The 23538-nt window shown below is 38.3% G+C and carries 20 protein-coding genes, 1 tRNA gene and 1 pseudogene; 8 read left to right on the top strand and 14 right to left on the bottom strand.

What is annotated here, in order from left to right; all coding sequences use genetic code 11:
• The first annotated feature begins 25 nt into the window (after nt 1–25).
• From trxA to AC6I5C_RS00150, 4 genes are all read left to right on the top strand, one after another.
• On the top strand, nt 26–343 hold the full coding sequence (gene trxA, locus AC6I5C_RS00165) for a thioredoxin (RefSeq protein WP_053976964.1): 318 nt from the start codon (nt 26–28) through the stop codon (nt 341–343).
• 80 nt (nt 344–423) lie between these two features.
• Nucleotides 424–966, top strand: coding sequence for a ClpP family protease (locus AC6I5C_RS00160; protein WP_497903383.1), 543 nt, complete (start codon nt 424–426; stop codon nt 964–966).
• An 18-nt stretch (nt 967–984) separates the two neighbouring features.
• A complete protein-coding gene (locus AC6I5C_RS00155) occupies nt 985–1914 on the top strand; it encodes a DUF58 domain-containing protein (protein WP_497903382.1) in 930 nt (309 codons plus the stop codon).
• 81 nt (nt 1915–1995) lie between these two features.
• Nucleotides 1996–2069: transfer RNA gene (locus tag AC6I5C_RS00150), tRNA-Asp, on the top strand.
• 242 nt (nt 2070–2311) lie between these two features.
• On the opposite strand, the gene AC6I5C_RS00145 is transcribed toward AC6I5C_RS00150, so the two are convergent.
• Both AC6I5C_RS00145 and AC6I5C_RS00140 read right to left on the bottom strand, forming a co-directional pair.
• Nucleotides 2312–3244 (bottom strand): hypothetical protein, encoded by a 933-nt coding sequence (locus AC6I5C_RS00145; protein WP_497903381.1) that lies wholly within the window; start codon nt 3242–3244, stop codon nt 2312–2314.
• Nucleotides 3245–3521: 277 nt separating this feature from the next.
• Complete coding sequence (locus AC6I5C_RS00140; RefSeq protein WP_497903380.1) at nt 3522–4463, bottom strand: T9SS type A sorting domain-containing protein; 942 nt, start codon at nt 4461–4463, stop codon at nt 3522–3524.
• 237 nt (nt 4464–4700) lie between these two features.
• Here AC6I5C_RS00140 and AC6I5C_RS00135 point away from each other — a divergent pair, with 237 nt between their 5' ends.
• Entirely contained in the window at nt 4701–4970 is a 270-nt protein-coding gene (locus tag AC6I5C_RS00135) for a LexA family protein (protein WP_497903379.1), read from the top strand.
• A gap of 73 nt (nt 4971–5043) precedes the next feature.
• Here the strand turns inward: AC6I5C_RS00135 and AC6I5C_RS00130 are convergent, their stop codons facing one another.
• From AC6I5C_RS00130 to AC6I5C_RS00120, 3 genes are all read right to left on the bottom strand, one after another.
• Nucleotides 5044–5397 carry a hypothetical protein gene (locus tag AC6I5C_RS00130; RefSeq protein WP_497903378.1) on the bottom strand — a complete coding sequence of 118 codons (354 nt, stop codon included), beginning with the start codon at nt 5395–5397 and terminating at the stop codon, nt 5044–5046.
• A gap of 319 nt (nt 5398–5716) precedes the next feature.
• A complete protein-coding gene (locus AC6I5C_RS00125) occupies nt 5717–6028 on the bottom strand; it encodes a hypothetical protein (protein ID WP_497903377.1) in 312 nt (103 codons plus the stop codon).
• Between the two features lie 210 nt (nt 6029–6238).
• Nucleotides 6239–6832 (bottom strand): hypothetical protein, encoded by a 594-nt coding sequence (locus AC6I5C_RS00120; protein ID WP_497903376.1) that lies wholly within the window; start codon nt 6830–6832, stop codon nt 6239–6241.
• 293 nt (nt 6833–7125) lie between these two features.
• On the opposite strand from AC6I5C_RS00120, the gene AC6I5C_RS00115 reads away from it, so the two are divergent.
• Complete coding sequence (locus AC6I5C_RS00115; RefSeq protein WP_497903375.1) at nt 7126–8982, top strand: helix-turn-helix domain-containing protein; 1857 nt, start codon at nt 7126–7128, stop codon at nt 8980–8982.
• A 52-nt stretch (nt 8983–9034) separates the two neighbouring features.
• Here the strand turns inward: AC6I5C_RS00115 and AC6I5C_RS00110 are convergent, their stop codons facing one another.
• On the bottom strand, nt 9035–10363 hold the full coding sequence (locus AC6I5C_RS00110) for a DUF5723 family protein (RefSeq protein ID WP_497903374.1): 1329 nt from the start codon (nt 10361–10363) through the stop codon (nt 9035–9037).
• Between the two features lie 264 nt (nt 10364–10627).
• Complete coding sequence (locus AC6I5C_RS00105; RefSeq protein WP_497903373.1) at nt 10628–11020, bottom strand: hypothetical protein; 393 nt, start codon at nt 11018–11020, stop codon at nt 10628–10630.
• A gap of 249 nt (nt 11021–11269) precedes the next feature.
• On the opposite strand from AC6I5C_RS00105, the gene AC6I5C_RS00100 reads away from it, so the two are divergent.
• Together AC6I5C_RS00100 and AC6I5C_RS00095 are read left to right on the top strand one after the other, a co-directional pair.
• Nucleotides 11270–12595, top strand: coding sequence for a pectate lyase family protein (locus AC6I5C_RS00100; protein ID WP_497903372.1), 1326 nt, complete (start codon nt 11270–11272; stop codon nt 12593–12595).
• Between the two features lie 320 nt (nt 12596–12915).
• Nucleotides 12916–16953, top strand: a complete 4038-nt coding sequence (locus tag AC6I5C_RS00095) for a pectinesterase family protein (RefSeq protein WP_497903371.1) — start codon at nt 12916–12918, stop codon at nt 16951–16953.
• A gap of 277 nt (nt 16954–17230) precedes the next feature.
• Here the strand turns inward: AC6I5C_RS00095 and AC6I5C_RS00090 are convergent, their stop codons facing one another.
• From AC6I5C_RS00090 to AC6I5C_RS00060, 7 genes and pseudogenes are all read right to left on the bottom strand, one after another.
• A complete protein-coding gene (locus AC6I5C_RS00090; protein ID WP_497903370.1) occupies nt 17231–17896 on the bottom strand; it encodes a hypothetical protein in 666 nt (221 codons plus the stop codon).
• A gap of 50 nt (nt 17897–17946) precedes the next feature.
• On the bottom strand, nt 17947–18549 hold the full coding sequence (locus AC6I5C_RS00085; RefSeq protein ID WP_497903369.1) for a zinc ribbon domain-containing protein: 603 nt from the start codon (nt 18547–18549) through the stop codon (nt 17947–17949).
• Nucleotides 18550–18830: 281 nt separating this feature from the next.
• A pseudogene (locus tag AC6I5C_RS00080) lies at nt 18831–18902 on the bottom strand (DUF2200 family protein); the annotation flags it as partial.
• Between the two features lie 70 nt (nt 18903–18972).
• On the bottom strand, nt 18973–19710 hold the full coding sequence (locus AC6I5C_RS00075; RefSeq protein WP_497903368.1) for an outer membrane beta-barrel protein: 738 nt from the start codon (nt 19708–19710) through the stop codon (nt 18973–18975).
• A 115-nt stretch (nt 19711–19825) separates the two neighbouring features.
• Nucleotides 19826–20176, bottom strand: coding sequence for a DUF2200 domain-containing protein (locus AC6I5C_RS00070; RefSeq protein ID WP_053976981.1), 351 nt, complete (start codon nt 20174–20176; stop codon nt 19826–19828).
• A gap of 131 nt (nt 20177–20307) precedes the next feature.
• Complete coding sequence (locus AC6I5C_RS00065) at nt 20308–21975, bottom strand: formate--tetrahydrofolate ligase (RefSeq protein WP_497903367.1); 1668 nt, start codon at nt 21973–21975, stop codon at nt 20308–20310.
• A gap of 214 nt (nt 21976–22189) precedes the next feature.
• Nucleotides 22190–23515 (bottom strand): adenylate/guanylate cyclase domain-containing protein, encoded by a 1326-nt coding sequence (locus AC6I5C_RS00060; protein WP_053976983.1) that lies wholly within the window; start codon nt 23513–23515, stop codon nt 22190–22192.
• Nucleotides 23516–23538: the final 23 nt, after the last annotated feature.

Below are 23538 nucleotides of genomic sequence, written 5' to 3'. Positions count from 1 at the left end.
TAAAACACAATTTAAATTATAGATTATGGCATTAGAGATAACAGATGCAACGTTTGAAGAAACCGTTTTGAATAGTGACAAACCGGTTATGGTCGATTTTTGGGCGGCATGGTGTGGTCCTTGTAGAATGGTAGCACCAATCATTGACGAGATTAGCAAAGAATACGAAGGTAAAGCTGTTGTTGGTAAAGTTGATGTTGATGCTAACCAAGAATTTGCTGCAAAATATGGTGTACGTAACATTCCTACGGTTTTGGTATTCCAAAACGGTGAAGTTGTAGGTCGTCAAGTTGGTGTAGCTCAAAAGAGTGCTTATACAGAAGCTATCGATTCTCTATTATAAAAAATACTTTCCAAAAGAAATGTGAAAGGTTTGCTGTGTTCAGCAAACCTTTTTTTATTTTTAGGAAAAAATGATATACCATGAGTAAACAACCAAAAGTACAAGATCTTATAGATAGTAAATTGTTGGACCAACGCAAAGTGTTCCTGTGGGGACAAGTAGACGATAAGTCGGCCAAACATGTTATTGACCGCCTGTTGTATTTAGATGCCTTAGAGGTCAAGGATATTCAATTATACATTAATAGTCCAGGAGGCTATGTAACCTCGGGTTTTGCCATTTATGACTGCATTAAATCGCTTAAGAGCGATGTCTCTACCATATGCACAGGTTTGGCGGCTTCTATGGGCTCTATTTTGCTTTCTGTGGGGAAAAAAGGCAAGCGCTTTATTCAACCTCATGCCAGAGTGATGATCCATCAACCAAGTGGGGGAGCGAGAGGACCTGCAAGCGATATTGAGATTACAGCTTTGGAAATTATTAAAACCAAAGAATTGAGTGCTCAAATTTTGGCCGATAACTGTGGTCAGGATTTTGATAAGGTCATGAAGGATTTTAACCGTGACCATTGGATGGGAGCAGTGGAATCGGTGGAATATGGCATTGTGGATGCTGTTATATAAATGAGTGTTTTTATTTGAATGGATTTACAACAGGAGCTAAATAAAACAGGCGGATTCAAAAATCTTGAGCTACTGGCCAAACAGGTGGTAGAAGGGTTTATTGCGGGCATGCATAAAAGCCCCTTTCATGGGTTTTCGGCTGAGTTCGCCGAACATAAAATCTATAATCGGGGTGAGAGTACCAAGCATATTGACTGGAAACTCTTTGCTAAAACCGATAAACTCTTCACCAAACGTTATGATGAAGAAACCAATTTGCGCTGCCATTTAATTATAGATAACAGTAGCTCGATGCATTACCCTGAGATGCGCCAGTTTTCAATAGACCATTTAAACAAAATTGCCTTTTCAGCTTTGGCATCGGCTTCTTTGATGCATATTTTAAAGAAACAGCGCGATGCGGTAGGTTTGAGCATTTATAGTGATGCTTATGATTATTACGCGCCTGAAAAGGGCAGTGAACGCCATCATCAGATGTTATTACATCGGTTAAGTGATATGGTCATGTCGAAACCAGAACAAAGGCAAACGGAGACCTATACCTATTTACATCAAATAGCCGAAAAGATCCATAGACGTTCCTTGATTTTCTTTTTCACCGATATGTTCCAGACTTCTACCAATGAAGCAAAGTTGTTTGAAGCCTTGAGGCATTTAAAGTACAATAAGCACGAAGTGGTGCTGTTTCATGTGTTCGATAAGGAGAAAGAACTTCAATTTGATTTCGATAATACCCCAAAAAGGTTCATCGATGTGGAGACGGGAGAGTATATTAACCTATATCCAGACACCATTAAGGATAATTATGAGGAGGCCGTTGGGGCTTATTTTAATGAGCTCCGATTAAAATGTGGGCAATACGGAATAAAATATGTAGAAGCCGACATAAAAAAAGATTTTGATAAAGTGTTGACAACGTATATGATAGAGCGTAATAAGTTTTTGTAGTGAAATTTTTTTCATTTTTTCTTCAAAAAATGTTTGTGCAATTGAAAAAGCGTTGTATATTTGCAACCGCAATGAAGCAACGGTTTGGTAGTTCAGTTGGTTAGAATACCTGCCTGTCACGCAGGGGGTCGCGGGTTCGAGTCCCGTCCAGACCGCAAAATTGCCTTAAAAGCTCCGAGAAATTGGAGCTTTTTTTTGGCTTAAAGTTTAGTTGTGTTGTTCCCAGGGCAATCTGGGAGTTGTGAGCCTCCCCAACAGGAGACTTGCCAATGAGAAGCTTTCCTTTTTTCTTAATTGAAGATTGGGATGCTTTTTTGTTTTAAGGGTGTTTGTAGTTCTTCAATAACGCCAATTTATCAAGTTTTTGTTTAAAAGTGTTCCATTTGTAGATAGGGAATCAGTTTGGGATGACCTTTAAAATTTTGGTCATTGAAGAGCCTTCTATTTTTACAAACTGTAATTGATTTTTAGCGAGCTCTAATGGAATCCTTTTTGAACCGTATATGTTATACTCGCTGGTATGAGTGTTTCTGCCTGTTACATCATACACACTAATGGATATGCGTTCATTTAGGTTTTCTATAAGTAAATTTCCATTATTGTAATGAACAGAAAATACGTTGCTGTTTTTGTTTTCTGTTTCAAGAGTTAGATTGCATGACCCTATGTATCTAAAACTGGTAAATGTAACATCATCGGCACCGCTAGTGCCTTCAGTAATGCCATCGCCAATACCTTCATCATAGGTGGCGCCCAAATGGCTTACATATAGACCAACATATTTAAAAGAGTCTCCAGTATTTAATCCTAAATCCTCCCAATCAAAATATAAATCAAGAGATGTATCAATTGTAACGCTTAAATCCGTAATGTAATTCAGGTCACCTGTCCCTATGGTACCTGAACTTGGTATTGACCATAAGCCGCCAGATTCACTATCTACTGCTATTGCATGGGTGGCTTCAAAGCCATCGGGGAATGTGATGATACTTCCTAAACCGTTAATATTGCTATTGGTGATGGCAATGGTGTGGCCGTCTGTATCATCATCTATAGTATTGTCAATTACAGGTCTTCCTGGTGTACCTGCATCAATATATATAACCAAAACGTCATTAAAGTTACTGTCTATATTTATTCCAAAACTCCATGAGATGGGATTGTTGTAGATTCCGTCAAGAAAGTAAACACTCAATCCTATAACTCCTCCTGCTCCAGAATTACCATTGCAATTGCAAGGTGGAAGAGGTGGGATGGTAGTGACTTGGGCTAAGATTTGTGTGGATGTTAAAAGGAGAAAACAAAACGATAATAAAGACTTAGTAATCATGCCTGAAATGTTGGTTGGTATGACTCTAATTTAAGATATTTAAGTTATTTATAAAAATGAATTTGGATTGTATTCAGGATTATATGGGTGTGGAAAGAGATAGCTTAGATCTGTGAAATAAACAGGGGGGAGTTAGCCCCTGTTTTATTTATACTTTAATGCTATTTATTTAACAGATTTAGTGACAAACTCTTCTTTCCATAGGTGAAACCCTTTTATTTTCCTTCTTAGGCTCGTTTATTTTGGTTGAAGTTTGTTTGCTTATTAGCTATAAAATTCAAATAATCAATTTCTTTTTTAATGTTATTCCTGTATTGGGGTTTTTTAGTTCTATAATATATAATCCAGAAGAAATCATAGAAGTGTCAATGATGTTGTTATTTATAGAAACACTTCCCTTAAGTACGCCTTTTCCTGTAATGGAAAACAACGTAAATTGTGTAGTTTCATTCAAATTGAATATTGTAATGAGATTATTGGATGTTAAAATTTTAAGATTGGTTAATATGTTTGAATCATTTACTCCAAGTGGGGACATTTCTCCTGCAAGAATAGTTAAGTTAGGAGTGCCTTGGTATGCATAATCCTTAATTGTCCATTGGGTAGGACTTGAAACATCTAAGCGAGCCCATCCATAATGTGTTTGCCCATTGATAAGGATCTTTAAACCTAAATATTTGTCAGTTACCCCTTCCCAATCATAGGCACAATAAGAAGGATATGCTTCGCATATCTTTAAGGCCAAATAGCCGTACGAATCATAGTATTCATTTGGATATGCAATAACAGTATTTTCTTCAAGCGGTAAAAAATATGGTTCAAAAGGACCTCCTGTCGCACGGATGGCATTAACCTCATTGGTAGATTCTACCCATATCAATTGAGTACTGTTAATTGATTCAAAAGTAAAATCTATGGTACCATCATTGTTTAGGTCTAGGTTATAAAAATCACCAACACTGGTGCTGTTGAAATCAGGCACAATATCCGTATATATGATTTGTGCATTTAAATAATTTAATCCCAATAACAGGTTTAATAGAATACAAAACACTTGAGGATTTTTAAACTTGAAAAGAGGTGTCATAAGTTCCATTGCGTTTGGTTGATCTAGGATATCCTTTAATTTAGCTCTAGTGCGTTTTTCTAGAGTATTGTTGTCATTTGCAGTAACAAGAATTGTTCCTGTGATGTCTTTAAGCTTACTAATCTTTCCCATGATTTTAATCTTATGATTGATTGTTTAAATTTTTTGAATATTGATTCAGATTTAATTCTAGGGAAGAATTAATAGCTTGGCTATTACTAATAAATTTAAACAATAAATAAATGAAAATTATTTAGGTAGATGAAGATGTATTATTAGTTGATAAAGAATGATATAAAGGGGATAAATGACATTTAAAGAGTAAAGATTATTTTGAAATAGAAAGAGTTATATTCTAACTATGCATTAATGAAACTCATCAACTTACATAAACGAAGAAATATAGATTTCTACACAGTAGATACTTCTACAGAATTGGAGCTTTCAATAGTTTCAAGTGGAATAAGTGTGGGGGTTCCATCTCCCGTAGATGATTTCTTAGACCTTAGTATAGACTTAAACAAGCATTTGGTAAAGAACCCAAGTACTACTTTTTATGGTAGGGTAAGGGGAGATTCCATGATAGATGCTGGTATTAATATTGGACGATTACATATAAAGGGAATTGAGATAAAATGAAATAGGGAGCCATAGCTCCCAATTTCATTTTTTATGTTATTAGTTGTATTTACAATTCAGGAAATAGTGTTATCTATAATTTGACGGTTAAGCCAATACCGGGGGATAGTCCAGAAACGTTTCCGCCTGCTATTTCAGCGTATATACCCCATTTGTCATTCCAGAACCAACGGCCACCAACTTGTAAGCCGAAATCAATATCGCTATCGTCATGGCCGCTTCCCATATAGACGGAATATCCCAAATTAGCACCTCCGTAAACGTCCCAAGCAGGAGCGTTTAATCCAAATAAATTGTCGAAATAGTAGTTTCCTTTTACCCCGAGGTTTAGCCAGTCAAAATCTAAACTGGTTCCAGCTCCTGGAGCAATGGTAATATTCCTGTGAATAGGAATTTCATAGTTAGCACCTACAAAGCCAAAGTTCAATTCGCTTCTTGCTTGCCCGAAAGCACTTGCTGCACTAAAAAGTAGAGCAGAGACAAATAATAAAGTTAATTTGTTCATAATTTAAAGTTATAAGTTAAACTCATTAATAAAATGTTTAAAATAGGATTTGAGTTTATGTTATAGAAAATGTGATTTGAGGTTTTGTGTTGTAAGTAATTTGTAATCACTAAATTAAGTAAAATTTTTTCTCTAACCTAACGGATTTTTCAACAATCATTAAGGAGATTCTTTCAGCTTTGTCTAGAGGAGTGATTTTTATATAAAAGTAAAGGACTCGGTGAGAGGAGTCTAATTAGTATTATTGGGTAATTTGAATCCAGTCCATTTCATAGCATTCATCTGGAATTTTTTTGATGTAGCCCGATAGGTTCTGTCTGGTTGTGGTGCTTATATTTTCAACATATACACAATGGCTACCGTCAGCTACATAAATATCCCTTAGTCGTTCTAATTCGTTTTTGTATATGAAGGCAATTTTTAAGCAGGATTGCTCTTCATAGGTGCATTCACAATCTGTAAAATAGGAGATTTCATAAGTGCAACTTTCATCATCTTCACTTGAACAGCTAAAAATCAGAAATAGGCCTAGTAAAAAGTAATATAACTTCATGTTGGAAACAATTTAAGGTTCTGATTTATATAAAGTTACGAAATTTTAAATGTTTGATTTTTAGGAGAGTGATATAAATTTAAATAATGAAGGCTGAGATTTTTTAATGTCCCTTATTGTTAACCGGACTGAAGCAAAAAATAAGTCCCGATACCACTTTAAAATCAAAATGTTATCGAGACTTTTACAGAATTTATTCGTCTTGTTCAACTATTTGTTGCCTTTGGGGAGAACCAAGGTGCCTGTAACTTGGTGGTCTGTTTGGAATTCGGGGATGAAATTTCCGTCATCATCAAAGGAATTGACATAACTAATAAAAGTGGCATTTCCAGTGGCGCCTTCAAATCTGCCAGTACCTCCATTAAAAACAATAGGGTCTTCAAAATAACCTTCATAAAAGGGATCGTCAATAATCATGACTTCACCGTAGGATCCGTCATCGGGATTAGTAAAATATAGCTCATCTCCATTGGCAGCTATCAGCACGCCATCAACGTTGGTATAGGTCAATCCAGCTTCGCAAAATTTAATGGTAACGCTAAAGTTTCCTAAATGGGTGCCTGTTCCAGCACCAACTTGGTAGTTAAATCCAACGAATGGGGCTTCGGTACAATAACCCTCCCCAGTCAAACTATAATTTCGCTTGGTGAAAAAATTCAATTTTAATGGTTTTTCTACAGAGCCATTAGCCATCTTGGCTTGAGTGGCGCTTTCGTTGCTTATCATATCGGTTTCTTGGGTGTCGCATGCCGTGAAGCTCAACAACAGGGTGCATGCCGAAAGGAATAGTGAAAGTGGTTTCATGATGCTTAAATTTTATATGGTTATGTTTTTGATTATTCGTGTATATAAAGGTATTGCGGACGTGTTTATTTTGGGAAAATACATGTTGCATGCACCTTAAACTATGTTGCAAACCCTGTAACAAAAGTGGGTGATTCCGTGGCATACGATAAATTCACATCCTTAAGGTTTATGAAAAAGAAGCAATGCAGGTTAAAGCTTTTTTTAATTTTTAGTAATTTTAGAATCAGCTCATTAGCTGAGTTAGAGAAGTGGTTTGTAGCCATTGAGGTTGTTTAATGACATGTGGGGATATGGATCCGCTGATATCAATGAATCAAGCTTTTATTGAAAAGCTGTACGGGATTTTAGAAGAGAACTATCAGGATGAGAACTTTGGAGTGAAAGAGTTGGCTTCAGAGGCGGGAATTAGCAGGTCTCAATTGCACCGAAAATTGCAAACTCTTAAAGGAATGTCGGCTAGTAAATTTATCAGGTCGTTTCGTCTTGAGAAGGCACACACGCTTTTGGAAAATAATGTCTCAACCGTTTCCGAAGTGTCCTATGCTGTGGGGTTTAACAGTCCTTCCTATTTTATTAAATGCTTTCACGACCATTACAAATGTTCTCCAGGTGAATTGAAATCCCTCAATTCAATTAATAATGTGGATAGATTGAAAGAACAATCCATGCCCGATGCGCGTTCTTCCAGCGTAGGCCAAAGAATTTGGGTAGCAGTAATGGCCACCTTTGTGGCAGGCTTGGTAATTTTCAATTTGTGGTATATCAGTCCCAAAAATCAGCCATTGTCCCTGGCGGTGCTGCCCTTTAGAAATTTGAGCGAAGACCCTTCCAACCAATATTTCTCCGATGGTATTATGGACATGATCACGAGCCAATTGTCTCATGTAGATGGGCTAAATGTCATTTCCAGGACTACCATGGAACATTACAGGGGAACTACCAATACCATCCCTGAAATTTCAAAGGCGCTCAACGTGTCCTATATATTGGAAGGCAGTGTTCAGCGGTATGCCGATAAAACCCAAATTATCCTGCAGTTGATAGATGCCAAGGAGGACAGGCATCTTTGGTCTCAAAATTATGAACGGGCCTATGAGGATATCTTTGAGTTGCAGGGAGCGATTGCCCAGGACGTGGCCAAACAGCTTAAAGTGACTATTGGCCCAAATAAGGATAGAATACATCAAACTAACGCACCTAAAAACTTTGAAGCCTTTAATACCTATTTAAAAGGACGCTTTTTTTGGCACCGACGTACAGAGGAGGATTTGAAGAAAAGCATTTATTATTTCGAAAAGGCTATAGAGATAGATCCCCAATATGCCTTGGCTTATGCCGGTTTGGCCGATGCCTATTTTATCATGGTTTGGTGGGGCTGGTATGATGTGGAAACGGGGATTGCTAAAGCCCGCAAGTATGTGGATATGGCATTGAATTTAGATTCCAAGGACGCTTCTGCCCATGCTACGTTAGGGGGTATTTTAGCTTGGTATGATTGGAATTGGGAAATGGCAGAAGAAGAGTTGAAAAAGGCAGTCTCCATAGATCCTCAGTATGCTACGGGGCATCAATATTATGCTGAGCTGTTGGACATTTTGGGAAGAAATAGAGAGGCAAGGGAGCAGATTGACCTGGCGTTAAAGTACAACCCCAATTCGCGAGTTGGAAATAGCATAAGCGCCATGGTGTTTTACAATACGGGCAATTTTAAAAGAGCTTTAGAAGAACAAACTAAGTCGGCAGAAATTTCTGGAATACCGGACTATACTTTTTGTATGAAAAATTTAATGTGGTTGGACGATCAAGAACAGGCGCTGAACTGTTTCAAGAAAATGGAATCGGTCAATGAAGATGATATGGAAGAAATTGATCTGTTGTTTAAAAATGGAGGTATGGAGGCGGTGTTAAGGGCCTATGCCGATCGGTTAGAATTTAAAAGTGGGGAACCTTACTATAAATTGGGAACTTTATACTGTATGGCTAAAAATTATGAAAAAGCTTTGGAGTGTTTGGAGAAGAGCTATGAAGCTAGGGAACTTTTGATGCCACGAATGAAAAACAATTATGATTTTAAAGAACTAAGGAAGGAACCTAGATTTTTAAAGTTGGTTGAAAATATGGGGCAGCATAAAAACTTTGAGGAGTGATTTTAATATATTGGGATATAAAAAGTGCCCCAATTTTGGGGCACTTTTGTCTTTATTGATAAATAGGGATTTTAAGTCCTAGATAAATATCTGCCGTTTTGGTCGATTTTGAAAAGGCATTGGAGAGTATGGAGCCAGAGCCTACCATTAGTGGCCCTGCTCTTAGACCACAGCCCCAAGCAAAGTTTCCGTATTCCCTAAAGCTCGCCGGTAGATAAAAACTGAACCATTTAATTTCGTATCTCGGGGCAATAGTTATTGCATTGATAATACTCGATGCAGTGGAATTGCTTTTGTCGGTTAGAGAAAATGAGCCTTGTACGCTCACAAATAATGATTTTACAATACTATAATCTGCTAAGAAATGTAGGGCAGTTGGCAATTGTATTTTACTGTCTGTAAGCTTTTCTGTGTAATCGTAATATTCGTCAAGAATATCTTCTACTTCTTTGTCCTCAAACTCGTCGGTATTTACTATGTTGTTCAAGTCATGACTGGTTTCTGTTGTACCTTTATACGTTACCGAACCTATATCTGTAACGGATACACCCACTTTTAATTTGTAGTCCTTAAGTTTTTTTGAAGTGGAGTCTATAACTGATTTTCGGCGCCATTCGTATGTGGCTCCAATATCGGCCCCAAATCCAGTGCTTAAATTGGAAAAATCCAAATCGTCAGTATCGAAACCAGGCGTGGAGGCATAGTTAAGATTGCCAGTTGTAGCAAGTAGATTGGTATCTGCGTTATAGTGGCCTTCTATTTGATTGGCGTTTATGTAGATGCTTCCTGCTCCTTGAATATATTTTAAGGTGACTCCTGCCTTTAGGAAGTGATGCTCTTTGTTTAGGAGTATAGTTCCATAGCTCAGGCCGAATTCTCCCCAAGCATGTGCTGTGCCATTCAAATCGTTGATATTGATGTCGATATCTTGGTCGTCCTCAAATCCGTTTTCCAAATCGTCAAAGAGTTTACCATTCATATTGTGGAGATTCAAAAAGATTCTTGCCCTTGTAGTGATGGCTATACTGTGTTTTGGGGCTATGTTCATCATGAAGGAAGGACCCAATGCATCCATATTAAGGAAAAAATTATTGTTGTTGCTGGCTGTGGTATTGGAATCTTCTTCAAAATCGAATTCTCCATTACTTTTAAAAAGGTCTTTAAAGTTGAAACTTAAATAGTCGCTTCCTGCAAAGGAGCTAAAAGAAAAGAAGTTGATATCCGTTTTAAAGGGAGAATCCACAACATTGGAAGGGTTAAGTAAGACACTGTGGACTCCAGCATAATTGTCAACGCTGTGGCCTACATAGTTTTGGGATTGCATGGAAAAGTTAGTAGCAAGTCCTAGAAAAAGGAATGCAAACAAAAAAAGTTGTTTCATGAGGGTTTTTGTTGGTTGATAGCGGCCAAATATATTAAAAGTTTTGAAAGTGAAATATTACAGACGTGAAAATTTTACATTAAATTTTTTTAGTTAAATCCATTGGACTCTAACTATATCGGAGGAAATTTTAGTGTTTTAAGGAATGGATGCTTCGTAGGCAAATGGTAGAAGTGAAGAGGCATTGTTTTTTGGAAAGTGGAGAAGTTCTAATTAGGTAAGAATAAAAAAAATCCCTTGCTCGAAGTGGCAAGGGATTTTATATTATAAAACCCATTTGGCTAATTTATATTTTCGCTTGAAAGGCTTGATTTCTTTGTTAATTTTCTTTTTGTAGGATTTCAGCATATCGTCATTTCCAAAGGCACTTTCAAGGACGCCATCCCGTTGATTTTTTCTATTCGTCAGTTTTTTGATCTTGGTATCATCGTCGTCATCTCCACTGGCAATGTCCAAAATGTCTTGGACATAGCTTCGATTTTCTGACTCAATTTTGTCCTTGAGTTCAGAGGAAATTCCTAAATCATTGCCTGGATTAAGGGTAGAAAGTAAATCTGATGAAAATTGGGCCGAGGGTTTAGTGATGGTTTGGGCCTGAAAGCTAAATGAAATAAGAGTGAAAAGTATCACTCCAAGGTATGTTACTTTGGTATTCATAATAATTGATTTTAATGGTTTCTTAAATGTAATCAATTAAAAATCAGCAAACAACAGTTTGTTTTTTATTCTTAAGCTGCACTTTTCGAAAGTTGTAGAATTTCATTTTAACAACGCTATTAGGTCCTTGGTATTGGAGAATTGAATATTATGTCTTAATTTGGTAATCGATTACATTGTTGAAATAGTAACGAAATGCTTTCTAGGCTATGGCATTGTGATTCCTTCCTAATTTAATTTGAGATACTCATGAAAAAACGATTACTTTTTGCTGCCTTATTGGCGGGTATGTTCCATGTAAATGGGCAAAATTATTATATGGAATCGCCGGAAGGCTTTGGGGCTGCTGCTACTGGAGGTGGGAGTGCCACTCCTATTACGGTTACTACTTATACAGCTTTAAAGACGAATATTGAGACGGCTGGTCCCAAAGTCATTTTGGTTTCCGGAACCATCACTATTCCAGAAGGTCAGCAAATTAGCAAAGTGGTGACCGACAAAACTATTTTAGGGTTGCCGGGTGCCAAATTGGTTAACAATAGCCAAACTCAAAGTGGTTCAGGGATTTTGAACTTGAAAAATGGATCGAATAACGTGATTATAAGAAACTTGATTTTTGAAGGTCCAGGGGCCTATGATGTGGATGGTCGTGATAATTTAACTGCTGATGGTTGTACCAATTTATGGGTGGACCATTGCGAGTTTCAGGATGGTGTAGATGGCAATTTCGATATCAAGGGAAATTCAGATAATGTAACGGTGTCTTGGTGTAAGTTTACCTATTTAAAGCCTGCTGTTCCCGGCGGTCCAGGAGGATCTAATGACCACAGATTTTCCAATTTGGTGGGTTCTAGCAGTACCAATGCTCCTGTAGATGGTCATTACAGCGTGACCTTTCAAAATTGCTTTTGGGCAGATGGTGTGAAGGCCAGAATGCCTCGAGCCAGAAATGCCGAATTGCATATTCTAAACTGTTATGTCAATACAGATGTATCGAGCTCTACAGCCCTAGGATTGGGAGGAGGTATCAATGATCTTACCTGTTATGTGGAAAATACAGATTTTGCGAATGTAGGCAATGTGTACCAAAATGCGAGTTCCGACGGAGGAACCGTGTCCTTGGTATTTGACAACTGCTTAAATGGAGAGTCTAATGTTGGCACAGTTACGGCGCCTACGTATAGCTATACCGTGATTGAGGTAGAAGATGTTGCTGAGGTGATTAGTAATGAAAGTTGTGGCGCTGGAGCTACTCTCGATATTACTGATGCAGGGGAAATTTCCTCCTCTTGTGATAATCTGGGCCTTCAAGACTTAGAAAGCATAGGAGTAAAAGTATATCCAACGATTGTGAAAGATATGTGCTATATCGAATTCCCATCCAAACTTAATGGAAATGTGTCTGTAGAAATTTTTACTGTAACAGGACAAAAATTATATACTCTTCCAAATACTCATGAAATGGATGGGCTAGAAAGATACGCCATAGATTTGAGTCAATTTTCAGAAGGCATGTATTTATGTTTACTTCGAATTAATGGACAAACCGAAAGCTTCCGTTTGATGAAACGATAGAAAATAGTTTAAAAACCCTTGTAAACCCTAAGACGAGTTCTTAGGGTTTTTTTATATAGGATTAATAAATTGGTTTTTTTGTTGCGGTATAAATGTGAAATTCACACTTTTTTGAGTAATATTTTTTGATTATAACAATTTTGTAATATATTTACGTAATCGATTACATTAATTTTAAGTAGTTGTCGACCTTCTTAAAATGTCATCGATTCCCCTTATTAATTGGCTAAACCTACCATTGTTGGTGAAGAATGTCACAAGTTAATGCCAGTCATTGACTTGGCGTTTTTTGATAATTAACTAGAACAAATTGTTACTACATGAAAAAACATTACTTTCTTTTGCAACTGTTCCTTTTATGTGTTGTAGCTGCCGTTCAAGGGCAGACCACGACCAGCTACAATTTAGGGGACCAATCCACCTTTACCAATTCCGGTAATCAGTGGGATCCTGTGACTTCTACTACAAGTCCAGATGGGAACGTTAGAACCCAAGCCGCTACAAGTTTGTGGCATAGTGCCGGATATGGCATTGCCTTCCAAAATGGGAATTCATTGGAAATAGACGTTACGGGTACTTGTACCATCCGATTTTATGGATCCGTCTACAGTGCAGGAACCTTAGATGGCGGTACTTCCTTAGGGGGAAACGATCTTGGCACTTTAGATGTAGATATGGATGCCTATCCAGAAATGGCAGACCAAACAGGGTATTATGAATACAGTTATACGGGAGGGGCTGGAACCCTATATTTTACATTTAGTGGTTCCAATGCTTACACTCCGGCTATAGAGGTCACCTATCCCTATACTATTTATAATTTGGGAGACCAATCTACTTTTACCAATACTGGAGTACAATGGGATCCCGTAACGTCTACCACGAGTCCTGACGGAAAGGTAAGAACCCAAGCGGCAACATCTCAGTGGCACAGTGCCGGTTATGGGGTGGCCTTTAAGGAAGGAAACTCTTTGGAAATTGATGTGGAGGGAACCAATACTACGGTTCGCTTTTATGGATCGGTGTATAGCGCGGGCACTATGAGTGCAGGAACCACCTTGGGAGGTAACGATTTGGGGGTTATGGACGTTGATATGGATGCCTACCCTGAAATGGGAGACCAAACAGGCTACTACGAGTTTACTTATGTAGGAGGGGCTACTACCTTATATTTTACATTTAATGGCTCCAATGCTTATACGCCTGCCATTCAGGTGACCAATCTTCCTGCGTCTATCATTATGACAGATGTTTGGGATTTTGGGGCAGAGCAATTTGATGAGGTTTTGTATAATAATCATTTGAATGAAGAAGTAATTAACGCTTGGTATGATGGTGTAACTCCAGGAACGAGTGGCATAAATCTTCCGTCATTTTCAGCTGGCGATTTGGGTTATGTTACCAATGGTACCAGCGATCGTTTAAGAACTACCAACACCAATATTACCCGTTGGGATGAAAATATTGCCAGTTCAACTAATTTCACTGGAAGAGTATACGTTAATTCTGGAGCTAATACGAACCGTTACCTGACGCTTAATTTACAGGAAGATGATGAAGTTACCATTCATGCCAGAACAGATTCAGGAGGAAATATCAATTTTGAATATGCCGCCGACCCGGCTGCCCAAAAAGATGAGGTGGAAATGCCTGCCGCAGAGGTAGAGCTGCAATTCGTGGCCCAATATGCTGGAGAATACCATGTATATGACAATATAGGGAAGCCTAGTTATTTCCGGGTATTAAGAAAAGCCGCCAATTACATCACCATAACTGGAACGGTGGATGCTACTGAAGCGCCTGGAATTCCTGAAGGATATACTGTGCAGTATACCAACGAAGCGGGTAAAATGTATGAAGCTGTAGTAACTGATGGAACTTATAGCATCGAAGTGCCTGCACCTTATACTTATGCCTTAAGTTTAGGTGGTGCCAATGGGTATGTTATTACCAACGGAGATACTGTGGAAGTAACTGAGGAAAGCACTATGCATGACATTACGGTGTTACAAGTAGACTTATACAATTTAAGTGGTGCTATCACTGGGTTGTCAGACCTTTCTAATTTGGAATTACATTTCACTCCAGATCCATTAGTGGAAACCATTTACCAACCAATAGTTACTGTGGATGCCGAAGCAATGACCTATACGGTAAACCTTGAAGCCGATTTAGAATATACCATTTCTGCAGAAGGTGTTAACGACTATGAGATTTTGGATAACACCATTACTATAGGAACGGCAGCTGCTACTTCCGATGTCAATTTCACTTTAAAGCCAGTATATAGCGTAAGCATTATTGCTCCGGATTTGGATGCTGAGCAAATGAGTGCTTTGAGTTTGACCTTTACCAATAATAATGAAGAAGGCTATACCTATACTTTTACCGATGTTACTACTGTAGCTTTACGTGATGGGGTTTATAGTATTACGTACGATGGATTGGACGCCTATCCAATTGAATTGGCCCTAACTTCCAATGTAACTGTTGATGGAGCCGATACCACTAAGGAACTTTCTTTTGATCCTGTAAGTGAATGGCTATTCGATGATAAAGTCATTTCCAATGCAGCAGCTTATAAAGGATTGATTTTTTCAGGAAGTGTGAGCGTAAGAGGAGATCACAGTCCACCAGACCTAGTGGCTTCTACAGGAGCAACGATTACAGTGCCAATTGCTGTTGATCAAAAAGTGATTGTAACCGATTACTACCAATCTAATTATACCATCGAAGATGGCGATGTGGTGGCAAATATCTCTGGAAGTACTAGTTCTAGTGTCGTTTCTGAATATGTATATGAGGGGACGGTCGATGGTACGGTGACTATTTCGGTAGGAGGAATTTCTTATTTCCGTTCTATTAAAGTGGTAGATATTGTAGCTTATAGTGCCATAATCACGGTGGGTGTTGACAAGGATTACCAAACGATTAACGCTGCTTTGAATGCTGTTGAAAATATGGAACGTCCAAACAACGAATTGGTTAGTATTGTAATCGACCCAGGAAATTATGAAGAGATGTTAGTGGTTTCAAGTCATAACGTGACATTGAAAAATGCGTCTTCTACTCCGAGCATCGCAATTTTGAACGAAGGTGTAGATATAGATGCCAATGCCGTTCGTATTACGTCTTATTATGGACAGAAATATAACTTCTTTAGCCAAGGCACGGACAATAAATGGAGTGCTGAAGCTTTGGCGGTAAATACTGAAAACGGTTATACCAATTATGTGAATCAAGAAGGAACTGGAGGAGGAACTTCCTATTGGAATGCTACTGTAGTGATTACTGCCGAGGATGTAACTTTTGAAAACATCATTTTAGAAAACTCTTTTAACCAATACATTTCCCAAAAGGAATCGGAAGATACCGTATTGGCAAAAGCGCCAAGTGAACCAACCCGTCCAACCGATTATGGAAATACAAGTGTTCAGGATCGCTCGGCTGGTTATGTAACACAGGCCGCTGCCATTGGAATTGCCAATAGTGCCGATAGGGTAATCTTGAACAATTGCCGCGTTATTGGTCGTCAGGATTCCTTCTATGGAGCATCCGGAGCTCGTGTCGCCATTTACAAAGGTGCCATGATGGGAGCCGTGGATTATCTATTTGGAGGGATGACAGCAGTATTTTATCAAACCGATTTGGTATTGAATACCAGTGATTCTAGCAACGATGCAGCCTATATTACAGCTGCGCAACAAACCAGTGGGAGAGGGTTTTTAATGTATGAATGTCATGTAGTGTCACCAGTTCCTGGTGTGGAGACGGCGTCTACTTATGGTTCTAAACCTGGGTACTTTGGACGTCCTTGGACACCAAATACCAGTGAAGTGGTATTCTATAATACGACTATTGACGAGTCAACATATCCAGGATCAGAGGGCTTGTCTTTGATTGCACCAGCAGGCTGGACCAGTAGTTTGGGAGGCGAGTCGTCTATGATGTATGAATATGGTACTATTGAAAATGCTGAAGGAGTAGATAATTCAAGTAGCCGTGCGCCATGGTCTACTGTGTTGACCACTGCAGAATTGACTGATGGTACCGCCATCAACACTCTTAATTTTACCCAAGGAGATGATGGTTGGGACCCTTTTCCGGAATTAGACGGCTCATTGGGAATTGAAGATGACATTATGGAAACTGCGGTAAACGTGAGTGCTTACCGTCAGCAGTTATTTATTTCCAATGTGTCTTCTGCAACTCAGGTAAAAGTGTATGCTTTAACAGGAGCTTTGGTACATGAGTTTGAAACCAATCAAGACACGTCAATAGATATTTCCAATGGTCTTTGGATTGTAAAATTAAATGCTCAAGATGGCTCAAAAACCGTAAAATTGATAGCACATTAAAGTTAGTTGTTTTAAAAAATAGGCAGGATCAATTAGTATGGTAAACAATCCTGTTTAGACTGTGATTTGTTTTAAAAAGCTCCAAAATATTTTGGAGCTTTTTTGTTGAAAGTTTAGTAATTAAAATGGGTAGTTTGAAACCCAATTGAAATTAAGTAGATCTTTAAATGTATTTTTGTGAGATTAATTGTTAAAAAAAAAGTGCCCATTAGCAATAAGCTATGAGCACTATAAATGTTCATTTTGAAAACTTCAATCTATACCATAAAATTATGTGTTAAGATTGAGGAGTTGTAGTTTCTTCGGTTGCACTGTTCTCTGAAATAGGTTCTAACATTAATTTTAAGGCATCGAAAGAGTCTGTTTTAATTCCAATTAACCCATATTTTGTTTCTCCCTTTTTTATAACTGTGCCGTTAATATTGTATTCCAACATTTCATTCTTGAAATTTTTGTTAGCTGAAGCCGCAACAATCATATTACCACCGGCTAGGCCCGGACCAAGTATTAAACCAATAGGGAATGAGCTTGTTGTTTCGGTATAGCCATTGGTAGTTTTGGTGGTGTAAAAGTTTACCGGTGTTAAAAGTAGATATAAAAGATGTGTGGCTGGCTTTTGTTTCAGGGTTTTGTAAACTTTTTCACTTTCTAACACATAAATTTCGGTGCCATCTGTGTAGCTAAGTTTTATATCTCTTCCAAACATTAAATCTTTATTAGAGTTGTTTGTTAATTTTACAGCCACCACCTTGACGCCTTTTTTAACTTCCTTTTTGGTATATCTTTTATTAAGCAATTCATATTTGTAAGACAGTTTTACGCTATCAAGCTCATGGCTGGAGACATAATAAATGGATTTTGGGTTAATAGTTTTATACCCAGAGGCACAATTGGTCAAAGTTGATAGGGCAAAGAGAAATAGTGTAAATTTTAAAAACTTCATGATTTTCAATTTTGGTTGATTAATTATTTTACGAATTGTAAACTATGGTTTTATCGGTTGATGTCGAAAATTTCTCCCGAGCTATACATCTCTTGAATTTCCTTAAGGGAAATTTTATAGGTAGATGACGAGTAATTTTCTGGTTTGTCAATGGTATAAAGTTTAGACATTTTAGAAATCTCGTAATCATTTGGAGATATTGTTATGCTATCATTGGAAACTGAAGTAACCTTAAGAGTAGAGTAGTTGCCAGATTCACTCTTGTATTCATAGATATCACCTGCTAGGGGCGAAGAAATATATTCCAATTCCATTTTTTTATCTTCACTGCTAGTGTAACTGCTAAAAGCCACTAGACAGGCAATGAGTCCCAATCCTGCAAATTGCCAGATGGGGCCTTTGGCATCATTTTTCAGTTCAGTGTATTCTCTTTTCAAGCGTTCCGGCATTTCACGTGGCTCTAAAACATTTTTGCAATGTTCGCATTGTGATACTCCCTGTTTGCCTATAGGGAACAATGGAATCCAAAAGATATGGGCATGTTTTCTAAAGACGCTAAAAATGATTGAACCTTGTGTGCCACAACTAGGGCACGTTGTAGTTTTTGATTGGACCGAGTTTAAGTGTACGGCTCTACTTCCATAAATAATCATAGGTAGTTAGTTAATAGTTTTACATTAGTTAATAGGGGGCCATTTCAAGGTGTTTTTACAATACGTAAACATCACATTTTGAATTGGCAGGACAACTCAAATATAAAAGTAAATTCATAAAAACATACGAATATTCTTCCTTGTGAAGGATAAGTTATTAACTTAATGTGGAAAAGCCTCAGGTTGATGAGGAGCTAATAGAAGGTCTTATTTTGAAAAGCTAATCTTATGGGTGATTTTTTAGAATTAAGATTTAAAAGAAAAAAAATTTTAAGTAACTTCTAGGTCCTCAAAATCTTTTCCATGGCTCTTCCCTTGGCCAATTCGTCAATAAGTTTGTCCAAATACCTAATTTATTTGCAACTCCAATTCTTAAACTGAGTAGTAATAATAATATTAAGAAAAAAAAGAAAGGAACTGTTTCTACAATAAAAGACCTATTCCAAAATTGATTGTACTAGGTTCTTTTTCATTTTTTGCTTCAATATATTCGTTCAATTGGGAACTGTTTTCTTTGTTTTTTATAGCATTGAAGTATTGATTGATTCGAATAAATATGAATCCATTGGTGTTGGTAGAAAATGAAAGACTCTTTTTTAATTGGATGAAAGCTCCAAAATTTATGGTGTTGTAGTCTTCTTTGATGTTCTTGCTATAATTTTCTGTTGAATTTGAAGAGAAAAAGGGATCAGATGGGTCAATAATGACAATTTCTGAGTAGTTGTTTTTTGCTTTACCTTTTTCATTAGCAAACAGTACAAGACTTGAAAAAGCACCCAAGCCAAAGGAATAAGACCTATTATTTCCAAAATGAAAGTTGACGTTTACAGGAATTTGTAATTGACCAATGTTACGGTTTACGTTATTGGTTGTGACTCCTATTTTATCTTCAATGGAAAAGCGATCTAGGAAAAATCCTAATCCTAAATCAAGGGAGGTTTTTTCGTTAAAGGAATAATTCATACTTGGCAGAATAAAAGCTCCAATGTTGATTGATGATTTTATTTCAGGAGCTCCATTTACATCGGAGTTCGTTAGTTTACTAGTCTTTGGAATTGAAAGTGTTGGTCCAACAGATAGTTCAAAGGTTTTAGTTTGTTCTTGCGAATATAGGTTGGCACATAAAATTAGGGCTAAAACAAAAAGAGCTTGTTTTTTCATGTAGGTTGGTTATTGAATTTTATTCTTGATTTGGGGCGAATTTAAGTAAAATTCTTACATTTTGAAAGGGTGTGAAGTCCTTTTGGGATTCTTCCAATTTTGTTTTATTGCTAATTTATGTTCTCAAAATCTTTTCCATCGCTCTTCCCTTGGCCAATTCGTCAATAAGTTTGTCCAAATACCTAATTTGTTGCATGAGATCTTCTTCAATTTCTTCTACACGGTAACCACAGATAACACCTGTGATTTTGGAAGCATTGGGGTTGATTTCGGGAGCTTCTGCAAAAAAGGTTTCAAAATCGGCCTTGGTATCTATTTGCTCCTGAAGTTCGGTTAGGTCATATCCCGTAAGCCAACAAATAATGGTGTCTACTTCCTCTTTGGTGCGGCCTTTTTTCTCTGCTTTGGCAACATAGTGGGGATAGACGCTGGCAAATGCCATTTTATATATTCTCGTGTTTTTCATGATCTTTTGGTTTTGTTAACAGTGTTGGATTTGGTAATAACAAGATACACAATAAATGGTTCAAGTGAATTAAGGCAAACAAAAAGCCCAAAATTTATCTTTTTGGGCTTTTCATAATTTAGTAATGCAGTTTAAAATAGGCCTTCAATGTTGCCGTCGGCATCTATGGTTATAAGTTCTGCCGAAGGTGTGGCTGGCAATCCTGGCATTCGCAAAATGGCGCCGGCAATTGGAATGATAAATCCTGCTCCTGAAGCAACTTCAAATTCTCTAATATTGATATCGAAGTTTTCCGGGCGGCCCAGTTTCTTTTCGTCATCACTCAAACTTTTCTGCGTTTTAGCCATACAAACCGGAAGGTCTCCAAAACCAAGCGCTTCAAAGCGCTTCATCTGATTCATTGCTTTATTGGAAAGGATGACATGTTTGGCTCCGTAAATGGTTCTGGTAATTTTTTCCATTTTGGTTCTGATGGAATCCGATAATTCATAAGTGTGGCTGATTTTTTCGGTGCAATTTTCAGCAGCTTCAACCACTAAATTTGCCAAATCGGTACAACCGTCACCTCCTTTGGCCCATCCATAGCTTAGGGCTACAGGTACTCCCATTTTCTCACAGTGTTCAAAGAGCAATTGTTTTTCAGCTTCGGTATCACTATCAAAAGCATTTATGGAAATCACCACAGGTACCCCGAAACTTTTCAAACTGTCCACATGACGTTCCAAATTTGGGAGTCCTTTGGCAAGAGCTTTGGTGTCTTCTTGTGTCAATTCCGACAAGGGTTTTCCTCCGTGGTATTTTAAAGCTCTAATAGTGGCTACCAATACAACCGCCTTAGGGGAGAGTCCTGCATTTCGGCATTTGATATTCATGAATTTTTCGGCCCCTAAATCGGCACCAAAACCAGCTTCGGTGACTACATAGTCGGCAAGGCTCATTCCCATTTTTGTGGCAAGGATTGAGTTGGTGCCTTGTGCTATATTGGCAAACGGGCCACCGTGGATAATAGCGGGTGTTCCTTCCAAAGTTTGAACTAAATTAGGCTTAATGGCATCTTTCATCAAAACAGCCATAGCACCGTGGGCGTTGAGGTCTCTGGCAAATACTGGTTTTCCTTCCCAAGTATCTCCTATATAAATGTTGCCCATGCGTTCCGTAAGGTCTTCCAAACTCGTACTCATACAAAGAATGGCCATAATTTCGGAAGCAGCCGTAATGTTGAAGCCTGTTTCACGAGGCACACCACCTGCTTTTCCTCCCAAGGCGCCCACAATGTTGCGAAGGGCGCGGTCGTTCATGTCCATACAGCGTTTCCAAAGCACTGTTCGGGGGTCAATGCCTAAACTTCTAGTTTTACTTTGGATGTTATTGTCTATTAGTGCTGCCAAAAGGTTGTTGGCTTTTTCTACTGCGTGGAAATCTCCCGTAAAATGTAGGTTGATGTCTACCATTGGGATTACTTGGCTCCAACCGCCTCCGGCCGCACCGCCTTTAATCCCAAATACAGGGCCTAAACTAGGTTCGCGCAAAACGGTTACCGTTTTTTTGCCAATTTTACTCAGGCCATCGGCCAAACCAATAGAAGTAGTGGTTTTTCCTTCGCCGGCAGGGGTTGGAGTAATGGCAGTGACCAAAATTAAATTGCTTTGGTCAACCTTGTTTTGGTCAATAAGGTCCAAAGGAAGCTTTGCCTTGTCCGATCCGTAATAATCCAGTTGAGATTCGTCGATATTTAGTGTGGCTGCAATGTCGCGGATATGCTTTGGGGCGACGCTTTGCGATATTTGAAGATCCGTCATTGTAATGGTCGTTTATGTATTATTGAGTTATGAACTTAAGGTATAAAGATACTTAAAAGCCTATAAAAAGAAGGAGGATAAAGGAGGTTTTATAAGAAGAAATACTAAGCATTTTGTATTGAAATTCCTTTTATAGGAATGCAATAGCTGCCCTATAGCATCCCCATATCAACCCTATGGATACCTTATGGGAAGTGTATGGAGAAAAATGGCTTTAAGCGTATTTTTTCATTTCGGTGGTAATGATGGTCAAGGCCTGTTCCCAAGCTTTTAGTAATTGCCCACTGCTATAATCGCCTAGTTCCTCTTCTATGGTTTCCAAAAGTGAAGATAAGACCACTGGATAATGGGCTTCACTAACCCCATATCTGGCATGACTTTCGCCTAACATTTTAAGACCTAACGTAAGATGTTCTGGCCTGCTCATAGAATAGACAATACCTCCTAACATATGGGTGAGCAACCGCCCTTGGGAAGCCATGTTATTTTTGAAAAGGGCTCTAGCTTCCGGAGCTTTTTCAAATACCCGGTTATAGAACTTGGTAGCAAAGGCCTCTTCATTGCGTAAGATGTAGTCTAAGGAACGCTGCAGTTCCAATTGAATATCCATTTCCTTGAAACCTTTCAGTTCGTAGAGTGTGGTTTGGTGTTCATGACCGTCCATTTGTGGGGTAAAGACTTGTCCTGTTTCCAAAGTGCCTTCGGGTAATCCTTTATAAATGGATTCCGAAATCAAGATATTGGTCAGGGCCGTTTTGTTGAAGGATTGGATACGGCTGGCCGTATTAACAGGGTCGCCAACTACCGCAAATTGCTTATGTTTTGGATGGCCCAAGTGGCCAATGTAGGCTTTTCCAAAATTGATGCCTATGCCCAGTTTAATGGTTACATCAAAATCTACCAATTCAAAACGGTTGAGTCGTTCAATCGCATATTGCATACCCAATGCCGCCCTTACGGCATCTTGGCAATTTTTGTTCCGAAGCCCTCCTGAAACTCCAAAAAGTCCTATGATTTCATCACCAGCATATTGATAGATGACGCCATTGTTAATTAAGATGGGATCTCCCAATACGGTATAGAACCGGTTAAGAATATGGGCAACATCAAAGTTGCTATTTTCCGAAGCCATTTTGGTAAAGCCTCTAATGTCACAGAATAAAATGGCAATGGCACGTTCTTCAGCCGAACCTTCAGGAACCGTTTCCAATTGTAATTTGTTGACTTCGGCACTGGTCCAAACCAAACGCTGAATACTGACATCTCCTTTTGGATAGCATTGACAGGCCAATCTAATGGAAGGATCCCATTTTCTGATACTGGCTACTTCTTGCTCCTTAAGGGTTCTAGGCGTAAGGTTGTGCAGGCCGTCCAAAACCCGAATTCGGCAAGTGGTACATAAACCATTGCCACCACATTCGTGCATGTGTGGTATTTGGTTGTTGATGGACAGTTCTAGGAGCGTAGAGTCAGGATCGGTGTGTTCAATCTGTTGGTTGATGCCAGTATAGGTAACCACGGGAATCTTTACATTAGCCATGTTAGAAAGCTTTGTTTCTTATA

The sequence above is a fragment of the Mangrovimonas sp. sgz306409 genome, from assembly GCF_059735265.1.
This window is presented reverse-complemented; position numbering and strand designations above follow the sequence as displayed.

Excerpts from the sequence above, each read along its gene's own strand:
- trxA (WP_053976964.1), top strand. The coding sequence starts at position 26 with ATGGCATTAGAGATAACAGATGCAACGTTTGAAGAAACCGTTTTGAAT.
- AC6I5C_RS00160 (WP_497903383.1), top strand. The coding sequence starts at position 424 with ATGAGTAAACAACCAAAAGTACAAGATCTTATAGATAGTAAATTGTTG.
- AC6I5C_RS00155 (WP_497903382.1), top strand. The coding sequence starts at position 985 with ATGGATTTACAACAGGAGCTAAATAAAACAGGCGGATTCAAAAATCTT.
- AC6I5C_RS00145 (WP_497903381.1), bottom strand. The coding sequence starts at position 3,244 with ATGATTACTAAGTCTTTATTATCGTTTTGTTTTCTCCTTTTAACATCC.
- AC6I5C_RS00140 (WP_497903380.1), bottom strand. The coding sequence starts at position 4,463 with ATGGGAAAGATTAGTAAGCTTAAAGACATCACAGGAACAATTCTTGTT.
- AC6I5C_RS00135 (WP_497903379.1), top strand. The coding sequence starts at position 4,701 with ATGAAACTCATCAACTTACATAAACGAAGAAATATAGATTTCTACACA.
- AC6I5C_RS00125 (WP_497903377.1), bottom strand. The coding sequence starts at position 6,028 with ATGAAGTTATATTACTTTTTACTAGGCCTATTTCTGATTTTTAGCTGT.
- AC6I5C_RS00120 (WP_497903376.1), bottom strand. The coding sequence starts at position 6,832 with ATGAAACCACTTTCACTATTCCTTTCGGCATGCACCCTGTTGTTGAGC.
- AC6I5C_RS00115 (WP_497903375.1), top strand. The coding sequence starts at position 7,126 with ATGGATCCGCTGATATCAATGAATCAAGCTTTTATTGAAAAGCTGTAC.
- AC6I5C_RS00110 (WP_497903374.1), bottom strand. The coding sequence starts at position 10,363 with ATGAAACAACTTTTTTTGTTTGCATTCCTTTTTCTAGGACTTGCTACT.
- AC6I5C_RS00105 (WP_497903373.1), bottom strand. The coding sequence starts at position 11,020 with ATGAATACCAAAGTAACATACCTTGGAGTGATACTTTTCACTCTTATT.
- AC6I5C_RS00100 (WP_497903372.1), top strand. The coding sequence starts at position 11,270 with ATGAAAAAACGATTACTTTTTGCTGCCTTATTGGCGGGTATGTTCCAT.
- AC6I5C_RS00095 (WP_497903371.1), top strand. The coding sequence starts at position 12,916 with ATGAAAAAACATTACTTTCTTTTGCAACTGTTCCTTTTATGTGTTGTA.
- AC6I5C_RS00090 (WP_497903370.1), bottom strand. The coding sequence starts at position 17,896 with ATGAAGTTTTTAAAATTTACACTATTTCTCTTTGCCCTATCAACTTTG.
- AC6I5C_RS00085 (WP_497903369.1), bottom strand. The coding sequence starts at position 18,549 with ATGATTATTTATGGAAGTAGAGCCGTACACTTAAACTCGGTCCAATCA.
- AC6I5C_RS00075 (WP_497903368.1), bottom strand. The coding sequence starts at position 19,710 with ATGAAAAAACAAGCTCTTTTTGTTTTAGCCCTAATTTTATGTGCCAAC.
- AC6I5C_RS00070 (WP_053976981.1), bottom strand. The coding sequence starts at position 20,176 with ATGAAAAACACGAGAATATATAAAATGGCATTTGCCAGCGTCTATCCC.
- AC6I5C_RS00065 (WP_497903367.1), bottom strand. The coding sequence starts at position 21,975 with ATGACGGATCTTCAAATATCGCAAAGCGTCGCCCCAAAGCATATCCGC.
- AC6I5C_RS00060 (WP_053976983.1), bottom strand. The coding sequence starts at position 23,515 with ATGGCTAATGTAAAGATTCCCGTGGTTACCTATACTGGCATCAACCAA.